General features: G+C 41.9%; 16 protein-coding genes. 1 reads left to right on the top strand and 15 read right to left on the bottom strand.

Going from position 1 to position 20,139, the window contains the following annotated elements:
- Window positions 1–542: 542 nt before the first annotated feature.
- The 11 genes from Q7J27_00570 to Q7J27_00620 all read right to left on the bottom strand — a co-directional run bounded on the left by Q7J27_00570 (window position 543) and on the right by Q7J27_00620 (window position 16,051).
- A complete protein-coding gene (locus tag Q7J27_00570; GenBank protein ID MDO9527634.1) occupies window positions 543–5,399 on the bottom strand; it encodes a DEAD/DEAH box helicase in 4,857 nt (1,618 codons plus the stop codon).
- Between the two features lie 11 nt (window positions 5,400–5,410).
- Window positions 5,411–9,754, bottom strand: coding sequence for a hypothetical protein (locus tag Q7J27_00575; GenBank protein ID MDO9527635.1), 4,344 nt, complete (start codon window positions 9,752–9,754; stop codon window positions 5,411–5,413).
- 1,142 nt (window positions 9,755–10,896) lie between these two features.
- Window positions 10,897–11,391: a hypothetical protein gene (locus Q7J27_00580; protein MDO9527636.1), complete on the bottom strand. Its 495-nt coding sequence runs from the start codon at window positions 11,389–11,391 to the stop codon at window positions 10,897–10,899.
- Window positions 11,392–11,400: 9 nt separating this feature from the next.
- A complete protein-coding gene (locus Q7J27_00585; protein MDO9527637.1) occupies window positions 11,401–11,634 on the bottom strand; it encodes a hypothetical protein in 234 nt (77 codons plus the stop codon).
- Window positions 11,635–11,690: 56 nt separating this feature from the next.
- The gene (locus tag Q7J27_00590) at window positions 11,691–12,470 is read right to left on the bottom strand and encodes an NAD(P)-binding domain-containing protein (protein MDO9527638.1); all 780 of its coding nucleotides are present in this window, start codon (window positions 12,468–12,470) and stop codon (window positions 11,691–11,693) included.
- Between the two features lie 137 nt (window positions 12,471–12,607).
- Window positions 12,608–12,847, bottom strand: coding sequence for a thioredoxin family protein (locus Q7J27_00595; protein ID MDO9527639.1), 240 nt, complete (start codon window positions 12,845–12,847; stop codon window positions 12,608–12,610).
- A gap of 159 nt (window positions 12,848–13,006) precedes the next feature.
- A complete protein-coding gene (arsB, locus tag Q7J27_00600; GenBank protein MDO9527640.1) occupies window positions 13,007–14,080 on the bottom strand; it encodes an ACR3 family arsenite efflux transporter in 1,074 nt (357 codons plus the stop codon).
- Between the two features lie 7 nt (window positions 14,081–14,087).
- Window positions 14,088–14,327: a thioredoxin family protein gene (locus Q7J27_00605; GenBank protein MDO9527641.1), complete on the bottom strand. Its 240-nt coding sequence runs from the start codon at window positions 14,325–14,327 to the stop codon at window positions 14,088–14,090.
- A gap of 39 nt (window positions 14,328–14,366) precedes the next feature.
- Window positions 14,367–14,498, bottom strand: coding sequence for a hypothetical protein (locus Q7J27_00610; protein MDO9527642.1), 132 nt, complete (start codon window positions 14,496–14,498; stop codon window positions 14,367–14,369).
- A gap of 4 nt (window positions 14,499–14,502) precedes the next feature.
- Entirely contained in the window at window positions 14,503–15,747 is a 1,245-nt protein-coding gene (locus tag Q7J27_00615) for a permease (protein MDO9527643.1), read from the bottom strand.
- Window positions 15,704–16,051, bottom strand: a complete 348-nt coding sequence (locus tag Q7J27_00620; protein ID MDO9527644.1) for a metalloregulator ArsR/SmtB family transcription factor — start codon at window positions 16,049–16,051, stop codon at window positions 15,704–15,706. Before Q7J27_00620 ends, Q7J27_00615 begins: the two co-directional genes overlap by 44 nt.
- A gap of 284 nt (window positions 16,052–16,335) precedes the next feature.
- Here Q7J27_00620 and Q7J27_00625 point away from each other — a divergent pair, with 284 nt between their 5' ends.
- Window positions 16,336–16,896, top strand: coding sequence for a methylated-DNA--[protein]-cysteine S-methyltransferase (locus Q7J27_00625; GenBank protein ID MDO9527645.1), 561 nt, complete (start codon window positions 16,336–16,338; stop codon window positions 16,894–16,896).
- Window positions 16,897–17,025: 129 nt separating this feature from the next.
- Here the strand turns inward: Q7J27_00625 and proB are convergent, their stop codons facing one another.
- From proB to rplU, 4 genes are all read right to left on the bottom strand, one after another.
- Window positions 17,026–18,171, bottom strand: a complete 1,146-nt coding sequence (proB, locus tag Q7J27_00630; GenBank protein MDO9527646.1) for a glutamate 5-kinase — start codon at window positions 18,169–18,171, stop codon at window positions 17,026–17,028.
- A 6-nt stretch (window positions 18,172–18,177) separates the two neighbouring features.
- Window positions 18,178–19,188 carry a GTPase ObgE gene (gene obgE, locus Q7J27_00635; protein ID MDO9527647.1) on the bottom strand — a complete coding sequence of 337 codons (1,011 nt, stop codon included), beginning with the start codon at window positions 19,186–19,188 and terminating at the stop codon, window positions 18,178–18,180.
- 205 nt (window positions 19,189–19,393) lie between these two features.
- Entirely contained in the window at window positions 19,394–19,651 is a 258-nt protein-coding gene (gene rpmA, locus Q7J27_00640) for a 50S ribosomal protein L27 (GenBank protein MDO9527648.1), read from the bottom strand.
- A gap of 12 nt (window positions 19,652–19,663) precedes the next feature.
- Window positions 19,664–19,975 carry a 50S ribosomal protein L21 gene (rplU, locus tag Q7J27_00645; protein ID MDO9527649.1) on the bottom strand — a complete coding sequence of 104 codons (312 nt, stop codon included), beginning with the start codon at window positions 19,973–19,975 and terminating at the stop codon, window positions 19,664–19,666.
- Between the last annotated feature and the right edge of the window lie 164 nt (window positions 19,976–20,139).

Genomic DNA, 20,139 nt, shown 5'->3' on the forward strand with positions numbered 1-20,139 from the left:
AGAAAAGAAATACAGAAACAGTTCATCGAATATGCACAATCCGTTCTCGCTCAGGATCCTAAAATAGATGAGCTGATTGATTGGGAAAACAGAGAAGATATTTTAGCCTGGCTGGACAGCCTCTAAAACTGCGGCACGGTCCAAAGCCGGACACGGAGAGGTATGCCACGGGACTATTTATTATGTTGACAGTTTCTTTGAATCTATGATGACAAGCAATGCTATCCTGTTGTTTTTACAAACGATATCACGTTTCCATGAGCCATAGCGATTAGATCTATGTTCTCAGGGAGTTAAGGCCACTCGCAACATAATAGCAGCTGTTTACATTTTTAAAAATGACAATGGAGTTACGATATTAATTTCCTGTACTCAATTGATGGACAGATTTATTCCATTTTCGCGTTAGTTTTGTTTCTTTCTCCTGTAATTGATAAAATCAACAATGGAGCAATATTAAATTACGACCGTCAATGAATAAATGATTAAATCGGGAACTTAATCCATTAATTATTCTTAAAATCATCTTTCTTCTTTAGTATTCATTTAAAATACTCTTCTAAGAAGTTAATAACTTTCCCTCTGTCCAGTTTATCGTGACAGAATTGATTTCTATAATTTCGCAAACAACCATAACAACTGGCATGCCCTTCTTCACCTCCACATTCACATTTTTTCATCCTTTGATGGACTGACTGTAGGATTTGTTTTATTGTGGTTTCATCCTTAGCAATTCTGTGCACATGGCCCGCTCCACCAGGCACGTCATCAAATAAAATCAACGCTGGCATTGTCGGATCACCGGTGTAGGCGTACAAACACCCATCTAAATCCTGCCGGTCAATATCAAGTGCCTCGCTTGTTCCTTCAAGTAGTGCATAAAGGATAGAAAACCAGAATCCAACGTCAGAGTTGGCGTACCCTTTAAAATGCAGTTGAAGGATGTCGGTCATGTATTCGTGTCCAAGATAATAACGCTTTAGTCTACCTGAACAATTAGTTCCCCAAGGGGCTTTGTGGGGGGTTTCTGCTTTTTCATTACCTAAAATTGTATGCCCGCACTTATGGCAGATTCTGAACCCTTGATAACCAGCATGGTTTATGACTGCCATTTCCCCATGTGAAGCTGGTACTGCTCGAAAGGTAACATTATTCTTCAACTTAACTGTTAATTCATCTCTCCTATCAGAGTTGCCGGAATAATAAGTTCGCGTCGTGTAAGTCTTTTCAGGTTGTCCTTCTCCAGGCTCTGCGGGTCGTTTAGTACTGGCAATGAATCCAAACTCTGGTTTTAGGAAAATTCCTTGATTTCTGCCTTCTAAAGGCTGACCACACCCTTTACAATTATCGAGGGGTACTTCAGAGCCCTCGTGTCCTCTTTGATAGAGTTGGCAATGTTCACAGATTGCGTATCTATATTTAGGCCACTCCCTTTGGGGTATTTTTTTCAAATAACGACTTGTCCATAGCTTGCCGCCCGCCACTATCTGACTGCTCGGTGCATATTCTGATAATGCAATCCTCAGGTCACGGGCCAATTCCAATCTTTTTGCTTCATCAGAGTGGTGTAGAATCTGCAACTCCACTACATCCACGGGAAACCCGTACTTAGGTATAACATTGCGACTTGATAGAAAATTAATCAAATATCTGTTTTTTATTGTATTGACGACACGCAGGATGTAATCTGATGGCCTATTTTCATCTATAAGTTGCTTTCGTGCCTTCTCCAATTCTTCAACATCGCTTTGTGCCTCTTCTGTTGCCTTTAACAAGACCCCGTCATTTTTATCGAACAATCCCGAAACCCAGCCCCATGCACCAATTCCCAGGTCTTTATATAGAGTCTCTGGCACAATTCTCTTTAGAATTTTATAGAGATCATTCGGCTTATTGTCCAAATACTCTTTGAATAAATCGGAGCCTTTTTTATCTCCCTTAAAAAAGAAGGATTCGACATCTCCAAACATCTTGGGATTGTCTTTCCAAAATTTTGCAAGTGCGGTAGCATAGACATGCCTTTTTACAATTTTTTCATTCTCGATTTTAAAATGTGGTGGCTTAATCTCGCCAGAGACCATTCGCATTGGATCATTGAAGTGAACCAAGTCATGAGAGCGACGCTGGCAAAAAGTCAGGGCAAAGGCCGTAGAATCGATACGCCTGCCAGCCCTACCCGCCCTTTGTATGTAATTGGCTGCGGAAGGTGGTACATTTCGCATAAACACCGATTCCAATTCCCCAACATCCACACCCAGCTCAAAGGTGGTTGAACAACTTAATACATTTACTTTTCCTACTATGAACTGGGTCTGTAAATCGGCAGCAGCATCACTTGTTAACTGTGCTGTATGCTCTTTAGCCTCCATTCTTAGTGGTAAAACTCCTGAGTAAAGATTCCGATAGTGATTGTCTGCAAAGACCTCTTCTGGATTGCATCTTTGGAGTTCCCCCTGGCATCGATATGTAGGGCAAACACCTCTTAGATTAAGGAGCGTTATATTATTGCACTTGTCACAGTGATACCATTGAAGGTCTTTGTTGATGGTTCCCGGTTGGAGTTCCCAGAGGTTGTGTCTGATGCGATAGACTGTTCCCTCTCCCGGCAAATTAATGGAGGAGAAATGATCTTTCCAACAACTTGACGGGTTATCAAGCTCCAGGCTTTTTCGCCAAATATTATTTAATATGTCTGTACATTTCTTGCGTGATAGACCTATACCCATTCGGTGAGCTAAACGCATAATGAATTCCAAACGAGCGTTTGTTGCATTTTCAGAAGAAGGACTCCAGCTACGAACATGTTTTTTGGGCACGGATCCGCTCTCTCTGAAGTAGTATTCACGATTGGTAGGTTGAAAGAAATCATCTGTAGGGGAGACATTGTCTGGAAACAGAATAGACCCATTCTTCCTAAAACTATCCAGCAATATTTGAAATAATGTCCACACCTCATTTATGGACAGTTTCCAGGGTGAGTTTGTTAATGGGATTGGCGCCTTCCAATTTTCTGGCTTCACTAAAGAGAAGCCGAGACATCCCAACCCTTCCAGGCCAATTCTATTATCAATGCTCAAAAGTTCATAAAGTACCCATTTCCAGACTTCGTTCTCCTGTTCTTGTAAACTTTTGTCAGGGAAGAGATTCAGTTGGCTTACTTGTTGTCTGAGGGGAGGGATTAAATCCTGAACTCTCCATCTGTTTTCAAGAATTTTATCCCCATTTTCACTTATTGTCTTAAGGATTAGATGTCTCCTGAGTATTTGAGAGTAGGTACGACTGAGATAGGGAGCAAAAAAGGCGGCGTCCTGTCGGCTATCAGAAAAAATCAATAATTGTCGTCCATCACTACTTTCTCCAGCCGAAACTTCATTAGATACACCTATCCCCGTCGTTGAAGACCAGTCATCGGAAGCTATGCCATCATGTTCTGAATGTTTTTCGGATTCTCTATCCCGTGATGGAATCTGCTGGTAGAGAGAAGTTGCCAAAACGCTGGCGATTGCATCTTTGCCGAGGAGGAAACGCCATACCATAGAACCTTGGGGATTTGTTCTTGTACAGGCAGGACACTTATGGACTTTTCCGTCCTTGGATTTAACTCTGAGTATTTCAAAGTAATTTTCTTCACTGCAATCGCAAAATCCATTTATTAAATTGGCTTTATCAATGGCTCCGCATGCACCGCAAATTTTATATCTGTCTCCTTTTAAGTCTTCTTCCAAAGTTGCCAATTCATCTTCGTTATCTGGCAACAACTGACTATGCTCATCGAGAAGTAGATAATATTCCAGCTTTTCAGCGCTTTCAAAGTATTGCTTTCCTGGCTGCTTAAAAATATTTTTGCCTTCGTCTTCCTGGGTTTCGCCTACCAGGTATGTAGCACCACACTGACGACAGGTTCCTATCTCGAACACAGGATATTTCTTCTCATCATATTTGAATGTCTCGTGGCGTTCCAAATAGATTTTCTTTTCTGGAAGCAGGCTCAGATAGGCACCTTCAATGGCTCGCACAAACAGATGATATCTGGCTGGAATAAGCGGTTGATCATCTTCGCTTGGTTTGGATCGAATGGCAAGATCAACCAGGGCCACAAGGGCGTTTTGAGAGTTTGCTGCATCATGGAATATCTTCTCTGCAGCTTTATTCAGGAGTTGTGGTTTCTGTTCGAGAATTCCTCTTAGTGAAATTAACCTGCCATCTCCTTTTAGTACGTAAAATAAAAAACGCTTGTATTCATTGTCAGCTCGTAGTTCGGAATATTCAAGTGTTTTGATTGGTACGCCATTTCCTCTCCCTGTTTTTACCAAGGCAGGGATTATGCTATCGAGTGGAGTTTCATTGATAATTTTTTGCCATTCTTCATATAAATAAGAATCTGGTTTCCCCCAGGAAGCACCTAATTCTGCCATTGATTGATGAACGGCACCAATAACATCTTGCGGCTCAAACAACTCTCCAAACAGTTCTCGGGCAAATCTTGCGACATCACCAAATTCCCTTTCTCCACTTCCGAGCGTAGCGCTGGTAGCAATGCACTGAATTCGGCCGGGCTCATTTTGAACTACACGGTCTTTAAGACGTCTGAGTAACATTGCCATTTCAATTCCCTTGGCTCCGTTATAGGTATGTGCTTCATCAATTATAATAAATTTCCAATAATTTGCGTATTCTCCGTCGAAAAAGACGTGGTCTTCGGGACGAAGCATTAAATATTCAAGCATAGCGTAATTGGTAAGCAGAATGTGAGGAGGTTTTTCTTTCATCTGTTCTCGAGAGACGAGTTCATTTGGCAGGGGTTCCTTATTATTATACATTTTTCGGTATTTATCTTCCCCCGCTTTCTGCTTTCGTTCTGTCTCGCCGGTATAGCGCCCAAAGGTTATATCAGGATAATTCTTAAGGAGTGCACGCATTCGCTTTAACTGGTCATTTGCCAAAGCATTCATGGGATAGAGCAAGAGGGCGCGCACACCCGGTGTTAGTTTGTCATCCTCCTTTTGACGGAACAGATGGTTAAGAATAGGCACTAAGAATGCTTCTGTCTTACCGCTGCCAGTACCGGTGGCTACAACAATGTTTCTGTTAGCCCCCACTACTTGGCGAACAGCAGCTTCCTGGTGCCTATATAGAGGGCGATTCAACGGGAGGTCCCCAGATTTGAGGTTCCTAAATTGATCGGACAGAAGCCCTTCACACACCAATTCTTCCAAAGATTTCCCAGTTTCAAAGGGCGGTGTGGCCTCTAAAATAGGTCCTTTCACAAACTTTTCAGGTTGTAACTCCTCCATAAATTGGGCTTGAAGGTAAGGATGTTTCAATCGAAATGAAGTAGATAGATAGGCTCTGTATCTATCCGTGATAGACTTAGTTGTTTTAATGGGATCGAGTGACATTGGTTAATCCTTTAATTTAAGAACTTGAATTTCATTTTAAATTCCGGATGGTCCTCACCAAGTGATATTGGTGATAAAATGTTTTGTTCATGCCCCATTCCTCTTTCTTTTTTATAACGTTTAAGACTCCAGAATAGCTCTTTACATAATGTACAAAAAAATACACCATCGTTGTCATTATCTTGCAAAGAATCAATTAAATGCTTTGTTGAAATATATTCAAACTTCACCGGATTAAACACATCTGTTCCGGTTTCAAACGTTGACCTTCCAGCAACTGAAATATTCCCCACATACCAGCCCTCATGATATTGATATATTTTTACTTTCGAATCCACTCCATCTGGTAAAGTTCTTTTGCTTATCCTTCCTTCTATATCAATATTGTATCTGTATTTTAGTGTATGTTTATGGCCATTCTTATCTATGACAGATATGATGTTGATTTTCCCCTTCAGTATTTCTTCAACTACTTGAATATCGATAGTGTTTAAATAATCATCTGGTGGCATAGTAGGTTTCGTCGACGACCATGAATTCTCATCATCAACATCTATATGAACCCGGTATTCTCCCGGCGGAATCCTTTCTTTTTCTTCCTCAATCTCCATGCCATAAGAATCTTCGGGTACTTGCCACTCATCGAAGTCTGAATTTGGTGAATCGATCTTCCACAATCTAATAACTCGTTGCCCTTCTGATTTTCCTTTCTCCCCTTTCCATGATATTTTTAGAATTAACATGCCGTTGCGAAATTGTTGAATACATTCTATGTCTTCAACTTCCCATCTTGTTCGTACCGTAAACAGTTCAACATTGTCTATCGAAAGCTCTGAATCGGGAACTGTTAGTTCAAATGTTTGCAGCGGTTCATCGTCTTCTCTCAAGGTATCGCTAAAGCCTAAAAGGTCAAATCTAACCTTCCCTTCACATATTTTCTTTTCTGATACTTGATCTATATCAATAGGACTTAGTCGTCCTTGACCGTTGATAAAAGAGGGCATGGTTACAATAAGAGAAAGCGATTCCTGGGCATTCTCCAAATCTCCAAACCAAATTTCTTCTACCTTGTTTGACTCTGAAGAATATTCGTTATTTGGCATACCATCGAGCCGCCATGTCAATCTCGGAATTTCAATAGTTATTGGAACAGGAATCAAATTGCCTTTAGGGAAAGTATATCGCAATATTCCATGGATACTATGCTCTGAAGAGATAGTTTCTAACCTGTATGAACCTCTTTTGAAGTCAATAATTTTTACCTGGCCTCGAGGCTCAAATTTCATTTGTTCAAGCCCATCAAGTGTTAGCTTAACTTGTGCGGTGCCTTCTTCACAGGGCAAATAAATGTCCTTGTCGAACCCTAATTTTAGATGAGGAACAATACAAAAACTTAAGCGCTTGAAAATGTGCCGGACATCATTTCTTAATCGAACTGTAAACCTACCAACAGGGTTTTTCCCTATGCATTTTTCGTTAGATAGGGGTATTATAAGTAGGCCATCATTCCTATCTATGTTCGATATTTCCTCCAACTCGTTGAGCCGATAATGCTTTGATTCAACCAATGTGCTATCGCTGTTTTTAGGGATAGAAACTACCCATCCTTTTATTTCAGCATTATTTTCAACTGGAATGCAAATGCTTGGAGGTTCTCCAACGTATATATTTTCTTCCTCTGAACAGCATCCCCTCAGGATCTGCCCACCATAAAGCGTTGGTTCAAGCTTTCTTTCCATCGAAATTGATACTTTGTATTTATTATTTTGTTTATCTACCAAATTCAGTTGCCCAACATTGCTAAGATCTACTTTTAGGTATTTATATTCCCTCCATTTCCCATGTAAATCAGCGACCTCAATAACAATTCGATTTGGCTCGAGAAAAAATTCTTTATGCAATACAATTAAGACTTCCCCTTTGGGTAATTCCGCTTCATGGATCAACCTTTTTGAATTACTGCTAAAGGCCATGAAAGGCTGAGTTATGCTCATGCCCTGAATATTCCAGCACCAAATAATCTGGTCATCGCTTTTTAGAGTGAATTTATATATATACGATGGAAAAGGCAAGGGGAAATCAAGTTCCTCTGTTGCTAAGCAATCTTTATTATATTGATAAGCCCGTAACAATTGTTCTTTCTGTGAATACTGTTTATCTTCGTTAATTATTAAACAAATACCTGAAATCTTATCGGAAATTGAGAAGCGCTGTGATGGGAAGTGAACTTTGATTTCGATCAGAGCAGGATCAAAATATATCAGGGGACTTCTAAATCTATCCAGTTTCTCAGGACTTACGATTTCATCTCCTCCTTCACTGATTTTGCAATATTCTTTCCACCATTCTTCGAACCTTGCAACTACTCTCTCTGGTAGTCCAGTTTCATCCGCAGAAGGTACACTTTGTTCAGTCATGGCCTGATTCACCATTTGGGCAGATTGAACAAGGAAATCCCTCGCGGTATCGCCACCATAAAGCAAGAATCTTCGGGTAGGTTCATCCACATAAGGAAATGGTTCCGGAATTTGTTCGAGTTTTTCTTTTAATTCAGTTGTCTTTTGTTTAATTTGTTCAATTTCTAAATCAAGTCTGTCAATTTCCGAATTATAGTAACTTTTATCTTTGCCATTCTTTTGAGCCCCGTTTTTTTCTCGTTCCAAGCTCTCTAAGTCAGGATATGCCTTTATTAAATCTTTTTTAAGTAATTCTGTTTGGAGTTGAGCATTACGCTGCTGTTCCAATCGTTCAATGCCTAATTGAATATCGCCATTTCCCAATTCAGCAAGATGATCATCAATTTCCTGTAGTTCTTTAACTATAAGCTCCTTATTAACCATTAATTCTCTAATATTACTTTCTTTCTCTTCAATTTGTTGTTCGGCTTGAATGGCCGATCGTTTATTGTTTTGGGCTTCGGCGAGTTTAGTTTTTATGGTCATAACCACATGTTTTATATCACCGGTGGTAGCAACACCGACAGTTTCTGCTACATTTTTTATCCCACTGATTTGTTCATAGGTTTCCATTTCTTTATAGCCCCGGATTTCATGCAATTGGCAAAGGGTTTCATGTTTTTCACATAATTGCTCTAAATTATGGATAAGTTCAGTTTGGGGCCACTCTATTACCTTTTTTCCAACAGGAAGTTTTTTTAGCATTTCTGAGATTTCAACCTGCATTTCTTGCGCTGTCTTTTCTCTCTTTATAAAACGGGGGGAAAGGTGATTCATCCATTTCTTAATGACTGTTAACAGCTTCGTAAAATAGGTTCTTTTTATAATCGATTCGCTTATTCTAATAGAATTAAATTTTTCGATTCTATCTTTCAAATTATCTAAGGGTAACTCCCGGATAATTAATGCAAATTTTTCGTTCCATGGTTCAAAAAATATTGATTGTGCATCTTTTTCTATCCGTTCTTTAAGCAGGTTTTCTTCTGCCTTGAGTTCAGTCACTCGTAGGAGTTCTTGTTCTAATTTCGGCAAGATGTTGATACATTGATTAATGGCACCTGAATGGGCTAATACCTCTTTATCTACTTCTGAAAATTTCTTTCTTTGCTGTTCACATTGTTTTTTTTCACTTTCTAATTTTTCAATCTCTTTTTGAAGTTTTTGAATTGCCCAATTTTTCTTGCTTTTGTATTCCAAAGGATCTTCAGGTAAATAAGCTAACTCATTGCGGTTACCTACTTTTTCTTCTAAGGCTTTGATTTTATCAAGATCGTCCCATATTTTAATCAAAGAGCGAACTCGGTTTAATTTGCTTGAGATTGAACCTTTCTTTGCCTTTAGTTCTTCAATTTCTTTTTCAATAGAATACCTCTCGTTGTCGTCTTCTCTTCGAATTTTTAACAAGAAGCTAAGATCAGAGGGATCGGTCAGGTCTTGTTTGACCATTGGAAGTAAGATTTTTTCAAAAAATTCATCCAAACAAGAATTAGGGATCATTCCATGCATAAGAATGGGAGTAACATAACGATGTGCGTCTTTGATATTATCGAAAGGTGGCAATCCATTGGTTTCTAAGAAGTTGATGAATATTTTACCCCATTTTGCTTGCCAACTTGGATCCGAAAGACCAGCAAATTCTCGAAACCCTGACCAATAATCACCGTCACTGTAATCAAAAATGCCCTTCCAAACAAGAAAACATGCAAAACATGTAGGTGTCTTGGTTTTTAGAAATTTTGTTCCCCCTTGGATATTGTCAGAAATTTGCTCCTTAATAAAAGAACCTAATTTATCTACTTCTTCGGTAGATAAAGGAATTTCTCCCAGCAAACTTGTTTTGGGGATTACTGGAGATAACCTATTTTCGCATTCCAATATGTCATTGCACTCTTCAATCATGGTTACATTAGACCTCTATTTAGGTTGCAATGCAAAATATCATAATAATATTCACATATTAAAAGACAGCGGATATAAAGGTATCCAACGTATATGGCAAAAAATGTGGCTCATCTCTGATTGCTGCCAAGCATTCATCGAAGGATAAAAGGATAATACGATATAAATTTTTCACCGATTTCTCGTGTGTATCATAAAATAGGGTTATTTCTTGAAGTGTAATATTTTTTCTCGACAGCAAAGAAAAACCCCATCTCTCCATTTGAGAAACGGGGTTTTTCATAATCTGCCCATGATTCCCTCTTTCTTGGTGTTAAAGGGGGTATTGTTCTTAATTGCTACAACTTCAATGAATTCCGCATTTACAATACTTCCTTGGAATTATTTGTCAAGGTTTTTCTATATTTGTCGTCTTTAATTGAAAACCCGAAATTTCAAGATATTCGTTTACTGTACGTAACAATATTTTTAAATCAAAAAGTTAAGACAGCTTGCCTTATGTTGCGAGCTCATCTATCTACCTGAAATATATTGGGATATTTACCAAGAGCATGGAAATGGATATTTGATTTAATAACAATACGTTATAAGGACTCACAACATAATTCAAAATTTACTCACAACATAATTATTTATAGGCTAAGCACGTCTGCTGTTAAGCCTCCAGCGGGCAATAAAGCCTTAAAGGCCACACGATCAGATAAAGGGAGTTTCTGTTTCTCAGGCAACCTGGTTCCATTATTTTTTCCCTCCTTATGCCTGAGGCACTGAATAATAGGGATTTTTCAATGGTGCGGAAGTCAAGCCACTTGATCATATGGCTATCGTCTTTCTACCATAATAGTAAGATAGCAAGGGAAGCAAAAAAATAAAAGAGAATTAGAAGAATTAAAAGGATTTTTTTAATCTTTCGGAAGGAAATGGAATTATATGGGAATTATACTCACAACATAACTATACTGACAACATAACTCATTTATTAGAAAAAAGTGTTTTAGAAAGGTTCTAAACGCGGTTGGGGGAACCGCGGCTTATCGTCGCGTTATTGGGCCGTGGCGGTTCGGCTGATACTTACAATATGTCTGGGTTCTTAGATTGAATCTCCCCGCAGCAAGCTGCGGGGTTTGCGCTCGCTGTTCAGTTCACCGGCCTTTGCCACGCAGCACCCGATTCCGTGTTTGAATTTGTCCTATAACCCTGATATTGATTACCGGTTTCTCAGGATAGTTGGTCTCAAACTTAAGCAATCCATTATACCACCCACTTACACCGGTTTTATTCGTGAAGACAACCCTGAACAATCGTCCTTCCTCTACGGTCTCTATCCTGTACTCCACTTTATCAGAGAGCGGAAAACTGACAGGTTTTAAGGATAAGGGCATGTCATGTCCAGCACGAATAGTAACCACCTTCTCAACCGTGTCTTCCGCAAAGCAGCTGAAAAAGACCAATCCTGGCGACACTACAATTGGAACTTTGACAAAAGCCTTAATTCCTATCCAGATAATTTTATTTTGCAAGTCATTGGTATATACCCGGGCAGCTTTGGTTATGTTGTCCGCAAATCCCTTTGTATTTACTTCCAATATTATTTTTCCCTCACCACCGGGAGGGATGACCTTATCGAACAGGGCCACGCTGCAGCCTCACCCGGGCTGGACTTTCTTTATCTCCAAATTCTGGTCACCCTTATTCAGTACCCTGAAGGCATGTTTGAGCACATCGCCTTCCTTGACCTCCTTGAAGTCAAAAGACTTCTCTTCCATGACCATCATCGGCCCTACGGTACTCTGGGCTAAAGCGGTCACGGCACCAAAGAAAAGGTACACAAATAATAAGGAAACAATAAGACACGCTCTTTTCTTTAATCTATCCGTCACTTTTGATACTCCATCCGGTCAGTTTTTTCCCAACATACCGATATTATCCAATAGATTCACCCTTTTAATTTCTTGTACAGACCCTCAAGTTTTGTCCGGTAAATATTTGTGATGTTTTCTTCTTCATCTCCCAATGGTTTGACCGGTACAAGATCCATAACTTCGGAAGAAGAAAGTCCGGATTCGAAAAGGCTCTTCGCGGTACCCTGTACCATCTTCGATATGCCATCTGCCACTTCCTCAGAGGTTAGTCCAAAGGATTTGCCGATTTCCTGCAATTCGCATAACTGAAACCAGAGATAGGTTGGTCCCATAGCCGTTAGAATAGCGTACGCTTCCAATTTTTCTTCCGCTACCTCGGGACACTCACCGAGGACGCTCAATATATTGATCAACTGATCCTTTTCTTTCTCTGTAAAGGCCCTGGAAAAGGCTACGGGATTGTAACCGGCATTCACAACGGAGGGAGCGTTCGGTATCATTCGTACGATCCGCTGGAATTCTCCTAAAAGCTCAGACAAGCTCGTGATAGAAATCATTGGCACCAGGGAGATGATGGTTGCATCTGCCTTCAAGCAGGTTTTAATTTCTCCCAGAACGCCACTTACCACGGGCGGATGAAGGGCAACGAAAACGATATCCATTAATGCGGGTTGTGTATTATCGTTTGGGAAAATTCTGATTTGCGGGAATCTTTCTTTTAACCCGTTCAAGATTTCAATGTTTGTATCACTTACAATAATCTCTTCAGGCAGTTTGCCTTTCCGCTTGAATCCTTCCAGAATAATTCGTGTTACCCTGCCACCGCCGATAAAACCAATTGTATTACCTGTCATTTTTCTGCCTCCTTCTTCACGCTCGTCGTCATCTATACTATTTTATGAACAATAGTTTTCCTGAATCCCGGGACCGAGGCAACAGGCCCACTTCCCCGGACAAACCTCTAACGACGTCTGTGCTGTCGTCAAACAAGCTACTTGATATCAGAGAGGATTTTTTTCAATTCCTCAACGGTTGGAGCCTTTCCTGAAACAACAATCTTGCCATCGACAATCACTGCCGGTGTCATCATAACACCGAGTTTCACAAACTCCTTCACGTCAAATATGTGTGAAATGTCTGCAGGCAGGTTTAGTTGAGAGCAGGCATCGATTACATTTTTTTCCGTTGCCCTGCATCTCGCACAACCAGGCCCTGCGACTTGTATTTTCATAGCTTTACCTCCTCACCCTCTTCATTAAAAAATATCTGTGTAGGAATTGCTTGTATGCCAAACCTTCTTATCTGGTCGCGATATTTCCAGACATCGATAAAGATAATCGCTGCCTTATCCTTAGCCGATTATAATAATCTTTATGCATTTTCCTCTCATTTATCTGATCTCCACTTCGGCCGGTTTACCACTAAAGAATTTTTCCCTGAATCTCAAGGCCACAACCACAAGACCAACGAGAACAGGAACTTCTATAAGGGGGCCAATAACTGTTGCAAAGGCTTGATTGGAACCTATACCAAAGATCGCAATAGCCACAGCTATTGCCAATTCAAAATCATTGCTCGCCGCGGTAAAAGAGACGGCCGTAGCCTGTGGGTAATTTGCACCTATCTTCTTTGCTATCAGGAAACTTACAAACCACATGAAGAGAAAATAGATGGTAAGCGGTATTGCTATCCTTACTACATGTAACGGTAATTTTATAATGTATTCCCCTTTAAGGGAGAACATCACCACAACTGTGAACAACAATGCAATCAGAGTAATAGGGCTTATTTTAGGTACAAATACTTTTTCATACCAATCCCTGCCTTTTAGTCTTAGCAATGTAAATCGTGTAGTTATGCCTGCAATAAACGGTATCCCCAGGTAAATGAAAACGGTTTTTGCCGATTCCAGCATTGAAATACTGACATTCAATCCCTTAACGAGCCCCAGCCAGTTAAGAAAAACGGTTATAAAAACATAGATGTAAACCGCGTAAAACAGGACCTGAAAAACAGCATTAAAAGCAACCAATCCCGCTGCGAGCTCTCTATCACCCTCAGCAAGTTCATTCCACACAATGACCATGGCAATACAGCGGGCAAGCCCCACCAATATCACTCCTATCATATACTCCGGGTAACCTCGGAGAAATATGACTGCTAAAATAAACATTACTACAGGCCCGATGACCCAGTTTTGAAGCAGTGAAAACCCGAGGAGTTTTTTGTGATGGAATACTTTCCCCATGTGTTCGTAGTTTACTTTAGCCAGGGGGGGATACATCATCAAAATTAATCCAATTGCAATAGGAATAGATGTTGTGCCTACTTGAAGCCCTGCAATAAATTTGGTTACACCCGGCGCAAAATATCCTGTTCCGATTCCAAACCCCATTGCTATGAATATCCACAGGGTCAGGAACCTGTCTAAAAATGAAAGTTTCCTCTCTTTTTTCTCTGTCATTTTTGTATTATCCCCCTATCCACTTCTTAATGTCCTCCTTATCAGGGATCTTTCCTACGCTTTTGACCTCCCCATTAACTACCACCGCAGGGGTGCCCAATACACCATGGCTGATAATCTGCGAAATGTCGGTGACTTTTTCCACGTTCGCCTCGACCCCGGCTTCAGCCAATGCCTCCTTGACCGGGAGCGCACCCGCAAGCCCCGCCTTGTAGGCGGGGTAAGGGGCGCAATATAAAACAAACATATTCCCTACCGGGAAGCCCCGCCCTGTGGGCGGGGAGATTCACATTTTTTCTGTATCATTACATCTGTGACAACCAGGTCCCAAAACTTTGATTTCCATTTTTTCAAACCTCCTTTTTTCTACTTCTTTTCCTCTTTGGCCCCCTTGAGCCATTTCACAATCTTCTGCCATAGATTTATGCCACGATTGCCCCGAAAATAAGGCCGGCTACGGTGGACATGACTATCACGATCGCTATGTAGACAAGGGTCTTTTGTGTTCCTATAACACTGCGTATAACCAGCATGTTAGGCAGTGAAAGAGCGGGACCTGCGAGCAGCAGGGCCAATGCGGGGCCCTGCCCCATACCTTTTCCGATCAGTCCCTGTAAGATAGGTACCTCGGTCAGGGTGGCAAAGTACATGAAAGCACCCACCACAGAGGCAAAAAAGTTTGCCCAAATCGAATTTCCACCTACCAGCGATCCTATATAGTGAGAGGAAATAAGCGCCTCGTGTCCCGGACGACCCAACAGCAACCCGGCTACCAGCACACCGCCAAACAACAGAGGCAGTATCTGCTTGGAAAATCCCCATGTAGACTCTCCCCAACTGACCATTTCCGCTTTGCTGAACCAGGCTTTGAGAATAATTCCCAACACAATCAGCAGCCCAACGGCGATGGGCCAGTGAATCTGATACACGGCATTCCAAAAACCTACCGGTTGTGCGGGTTTCCCCCACGCGGCAAAAATTAGAATCAAAACGAGTACAAGCATATATAGGGCTTGCTGCCAGAGTGTACGTTGTTTTTCTTCTTCAGGCAGGATGATTTCACCCGTGTCCCTTGCCTGATCTTCCTTGCGATAAAAAAAAGCCATGAGCAAACCGGTTATAACAGCAAAAAAGATAGCGCCAACGACACGGCCAAGGCCAAGTTTCCACCCGAGAACGCGGGCCGTCAAGATGATTGCCAGAACATTGATGGCCGGACCGGAATAAAGAAACGCCATCGCCGGACCTATACCTGCCCCCCGACTATAAATACCGGCAAAAAGCGGTAATACGGTACAGGAGCAAACAGCCAAAATGGAACCGGAGACAGACGCTACCGAGTACGAGAGGAATTTGTTAGCCCTGGCGCCGAAATATTTCAATACAGCGGCCTGTGAAATAAAACAGGCAATTGCGCCCGCGATAAAAAAGGCAGGGATCAGACAAGCCAGAACATGCTCCCTCGCATATTCCTGTAACATATAAAACCCTTCCATGATGGCTATGTTCACCCGCGCGGAGGAGAAGGGAGCATAATATGCGGCCGCAAAGACAAGAAGGATAATAATGAATTTTGTACGTTCTTTCATGTAGCGATACTCCGAAATAGCGATATAGTAAATTTTATCTTCTCTTGCAAAGTTCCATGCGATCTGCAAACTCGGCATTCTTCCCGCCGGTAACAATTTGCGGATCATCATCAAGAATGCCGGCCAAATACTTCATCATGTGTCCAGCGTAAATGTTGCGGGAATCCCTGGCAATTTCATAATTCACCCACAAACCATCCTTTTCGTAGCCAACCAGTCCGGCATCCTCAAGCACTTTCAGGTGCCTGGATACTGTGGGCTGTGCTATTTTCAGCACCGCCTGCATTTCACAAACGCACAATACTTTGTGTTGCAACATCTTGAGTATCTTGACCCGGTTGGGGTCGGAAAGAGCCTTCATAACTTTGACAAAATCTTTCACTGGAGCCCCTCCATATATTGTTATATTACTATATGGCAATATATGCATCCATGGGATAATTGTCAAACAATTTTTTGTCCTTCGCTCCAATCTGTGCTAACTACAATATTTATAGAAAGGTTATCAATGTCGTTGACTTAAGAATAAATCTCCCCCCTTTCTTAAAGGGGGGCAAGGGGGGATTTTATAAAAGGTGTTCAAAATCCCCCTAAATCCCCCTTTAAGAAAGGGGGACTTTTAAGTGCCACTTCCTTAAGTCAATGACATTGGAAAGGTTATCTAAAATGGCTGGGACACCCTGTGCTTATGAACTTGCTGCGTCTCCATTCGGAGACGTCGGGCTTGTCTGGAGGCAAAAAAACCTCTCTCCATGTATTGTGAGGATTTTCCTTCCGAAGAAGAACGCCGATACGGCTCACCGTATAAATCAAGCCTTTCCCGGCGTCGTCAGACGATCACATAGTATGACAGAAAAGATCTGTTATCAGATTGAGGAATTCATGCGGGGGAATCCGGTTGATTTCTCACTGGAACACCTCGATATGAGGAGCTCCTCCGCATTTCAACAGAATGTCCTACTTGAAAACAGGAAAATCCCGAGGGGGAGGGTAAGCTCTTACGGAAAACTGGCCGGCACAATCCTCGTTCCCGGAGGAGCAAGAGCTACCGGGGCAGCCCTTGCCGGAAACCCATTCTCCATCATCATACCATGTCACCGGGTAATTAGGTCCAGCGGGGAATTGGGTGGTTTCGGGGGAGGGCTGAACATGAAAAGAACCTTCCTCGAAATGGAAGGCATTGTATTTGATTCCCGGGGGAAAGTTAACAAGGATTATTTTTGTTGATGATTCCTTGTGGAGTGCAGGATAAGTGTCCTGCTCGATACAGCAACCCTGAAGGGTTGCGGCTACTTTGTGCCTTTGTATCTTTGTGCCTATGTGCCTCAAGCTATCGGCTAAAGCCAATAGCTGCTTCTATTGCTTCTTCCTCTGCTTTTCCACGACCATATTATCCCGGTGTATAATTTCATCGTAAGGTTTGCTTCCCAATATCTGCTCTATCTGGGATGTCTTGAGCCCCTTTATTTTACATAGATCGAGGGAGCTGTAATTCACTAATCCCTTTGCCAGCGGCATACCGTTCATATCCTCACAGGTTACAGGATCACCCTCCTGAAAATCTCCCTCGACGTCAATGACTCCTGACGGAAGAAGACTTTTACCCTGATCAATAATGGCCGTTTTCGCTCCATCGTCTATGATCAGCTTCCCACTCGGCTTCAAGGTAAAAGCTATCCAGTGTTTCCTGCTCTTCATGTGATCATCCGAAGGTAAAAAGAGGGTTCCTGTTTTTTTGCCATCAAATATATCATGCAGGATACCCTTTGTTTTCCCGCGGGCAATAATGAATGGTATGCCAAATGCAGTAACCTTTTTCGCCGCCATGACTTTGCTTTTCATACCCCCCATGCCCACAGGATCAGCTTCCGCTGTAGCCACTGCCTCAATTTCATCTGTTATCTCTTTTACCAGTGGAATCAGCCGGGCCTTTTTTTCTCCTACAGGATTTCTGTCATAGAGACCCTTGGTATTAGTCAAATTTATGAGAAGGTGGGCTTCGACGATATTTGCCACCATCGCGGCAAGATTATCATTATCTCCAAACTTTATCTCGTCGACGGCAACTGAATCATTCTCATTAATAATCGGGATAACTCCCCATTCCATAAGGGCTGAAATAGTATTGCGAACGTTGAGAAATCTTTTTCTGTCAGTCAGGTCACTCATCGTCAGGAGTATCTGGGCAACAACCAGCCCATGTTTACCAAAGGCGTTGGAATAAATCCTCATCAGTCTTCCCTGCCCTATGGCTGCAGATGCCTGCTTCTGGGGTATGCTTTTGAGCTTACCAACAAATCCCATTCTGTGCATACCGGAAGCAATGGCCCCCGAGGTAACAACAACGATCTGGTAACCCCTCCGGGTGAGTTCGGCTATCTCATCGACCAGTTGTTCTATTATGTCAAGATCGAGTCCCTTTTGACCCGTTAAAACACCGGTGCCGATCTTGATTAAGACCTTCTTAACATTTAACAGTATCTCTTTTCTTTCTTTCACCATTATTATCTATACTGCCTTTCGCGTCTTCAGTGTTTCTACTATCTCCTTCATCAGGACATCTATCCCCTCTCCTGTAACAGCGGAAACCGGGAAAAGTTTTATTCCATATTTCCTGAAAATGCCAATCTCTTTTTTCATCCTCTCTTTCGTTACAGTAAGGTCTATTTTATTGAGCGCTACGATCTGAGGTTTTTCTATCAGAGCAGGATTGAAAAGTGCAAGTTCATTGTTCGTCGACTCGAAGTTTTCCCGCGCAGTTCCGTGAGAATTTTCAGAAATATCAAGAATGTGAAGGAGGAGCGTCGTTCTTTCAATATGACGGAGAAATTTCATTCCCAATCCCTGGCCTGAGTGGGCACCCCGTATCAATCCGGGAATGTCTGCAATGACAAACGTTTCAAAGTCATCAATTTTTACAACTCCGAGATTCGGTTTTAGTGTGGTGAACGGGTATGCTGCTATTTTGGGCTTCGCAGCGGAGACTTTTGATATAAAGGTGGATTTCCCCGCGTTTGGCTGACCTATAATTCCTACATCTGCAAGAAGTTTGAGTTCAAGCTCAATCCACCTTTCTTCTCCCCCGTATCCATCCTGCGCGTAGCGGGGCGCCCTGTTTGTCGACGTTGCAAATCTCGCGTTTCCCTTACCGCCATCCCCCCCTCTGGCCACTATGAATTCCTGACCGTCGGCCGCAATATCCACTAAGACTTCGCCCGTTTCAACATCCTTGACAAGTGTTCCAACAGGAACAACTACTTCCACATCGGGGGAATTCCTGCCTGCTTTATTACTGCCCTCTCCACGTCCTCCGTTTTTTGCAACATGGTGCTGCCTGAATTTCAGGTCGAGCAGTGTACTGCAACGAGCGGAGGCCTTTATAACAACATCTCCCCCTTTTCCCCCATCTCCGCCGTTCGGTCCTCCCCTGGGAACGTACTTCTCCCTTCTGAAGCTGACGCAACCATTTCCGCCGTTACCAGATTTGACATAAATTTTTGCTTCGTCAATGAATTTCATGGAGAAAGTTTGTGGAGATACTGCCAAAAAGTCTGTAAAACGTACATCGCTCGCTAACCCTGCAGTTTATCGTGAGGCCAGCGAGCGAATACAATAAAATCATTTTTCACGTTTCGAAAATTCCCTGCAGCAAGCTGCGGGGAACCTCAATATGAATATTTAGTATCGGATGTAAGGAGATTTGGCGGAAGGGTGACGGGTTATGTTATTGGACAGCATAAACGCTCACTTTTTTTCTGCTTTTACCAAATCTTTCAAACTTTACAGTCCCATCGATTTTTGAAAAAACCGTGTAATCCTTTCCCAGTCCCACATTATTACCAGGATGTATTTTTGTTCCGATTTGACGGACTATAATGGATCCAGCACTGACTAATTGTCCGGCGTATACTTTCACGCCACGCCTTTGAGCGTTACTGTCTCTTCCATTACGGGAACTCCCCTGTCCTTTTTTGTGTGCCATTATGTCCTCCGCTTACATGGAAATTTCCTTTATTTTCAGGCCAGTTAATTCCTGACGGTGTCCCGTCTTTTTGCGATAACCTTTTCTTCTCTTCATTTTAAATACTTTTATCTTTGACCCCTTAGTCTGAGCTACAATCTCGCCGGTAACCTTAGCCCCCATAACATATGGAGTGCCCACCTTGATTTCACCCTCCCTGGAGATCATTAATATCTCTTTGAAAACAACTTCGTTTCCCTTTTCTCCATCAATTTTCTCAATATCAAGAGTGTCTCCTTCTGAAACTTTATACTGTTTTCCACCTGTTTTCATAACTGCATACATAGTCGGTCCTTTTCCTGAATGAAATTAGAATCTGTTATTATAGAAATTAATACCCATTTGTCAACAACATTTTTGCTAACGCCAATCAAATGAGACTTTTTTTAAAGATCCCATGTAACTACCCAGGAGTCAGAAGCCAGAATTCAGTAGATAGAAGAAAAAAT

This window comes from Syntrophales bacterium (assembly GCA_030655775.1).
Classification (GTDB): domain Bacteria; phylum Desulfobacterota; class Syntrophia; order Syntrophales; family JADFWA01; genus JAUSPI01.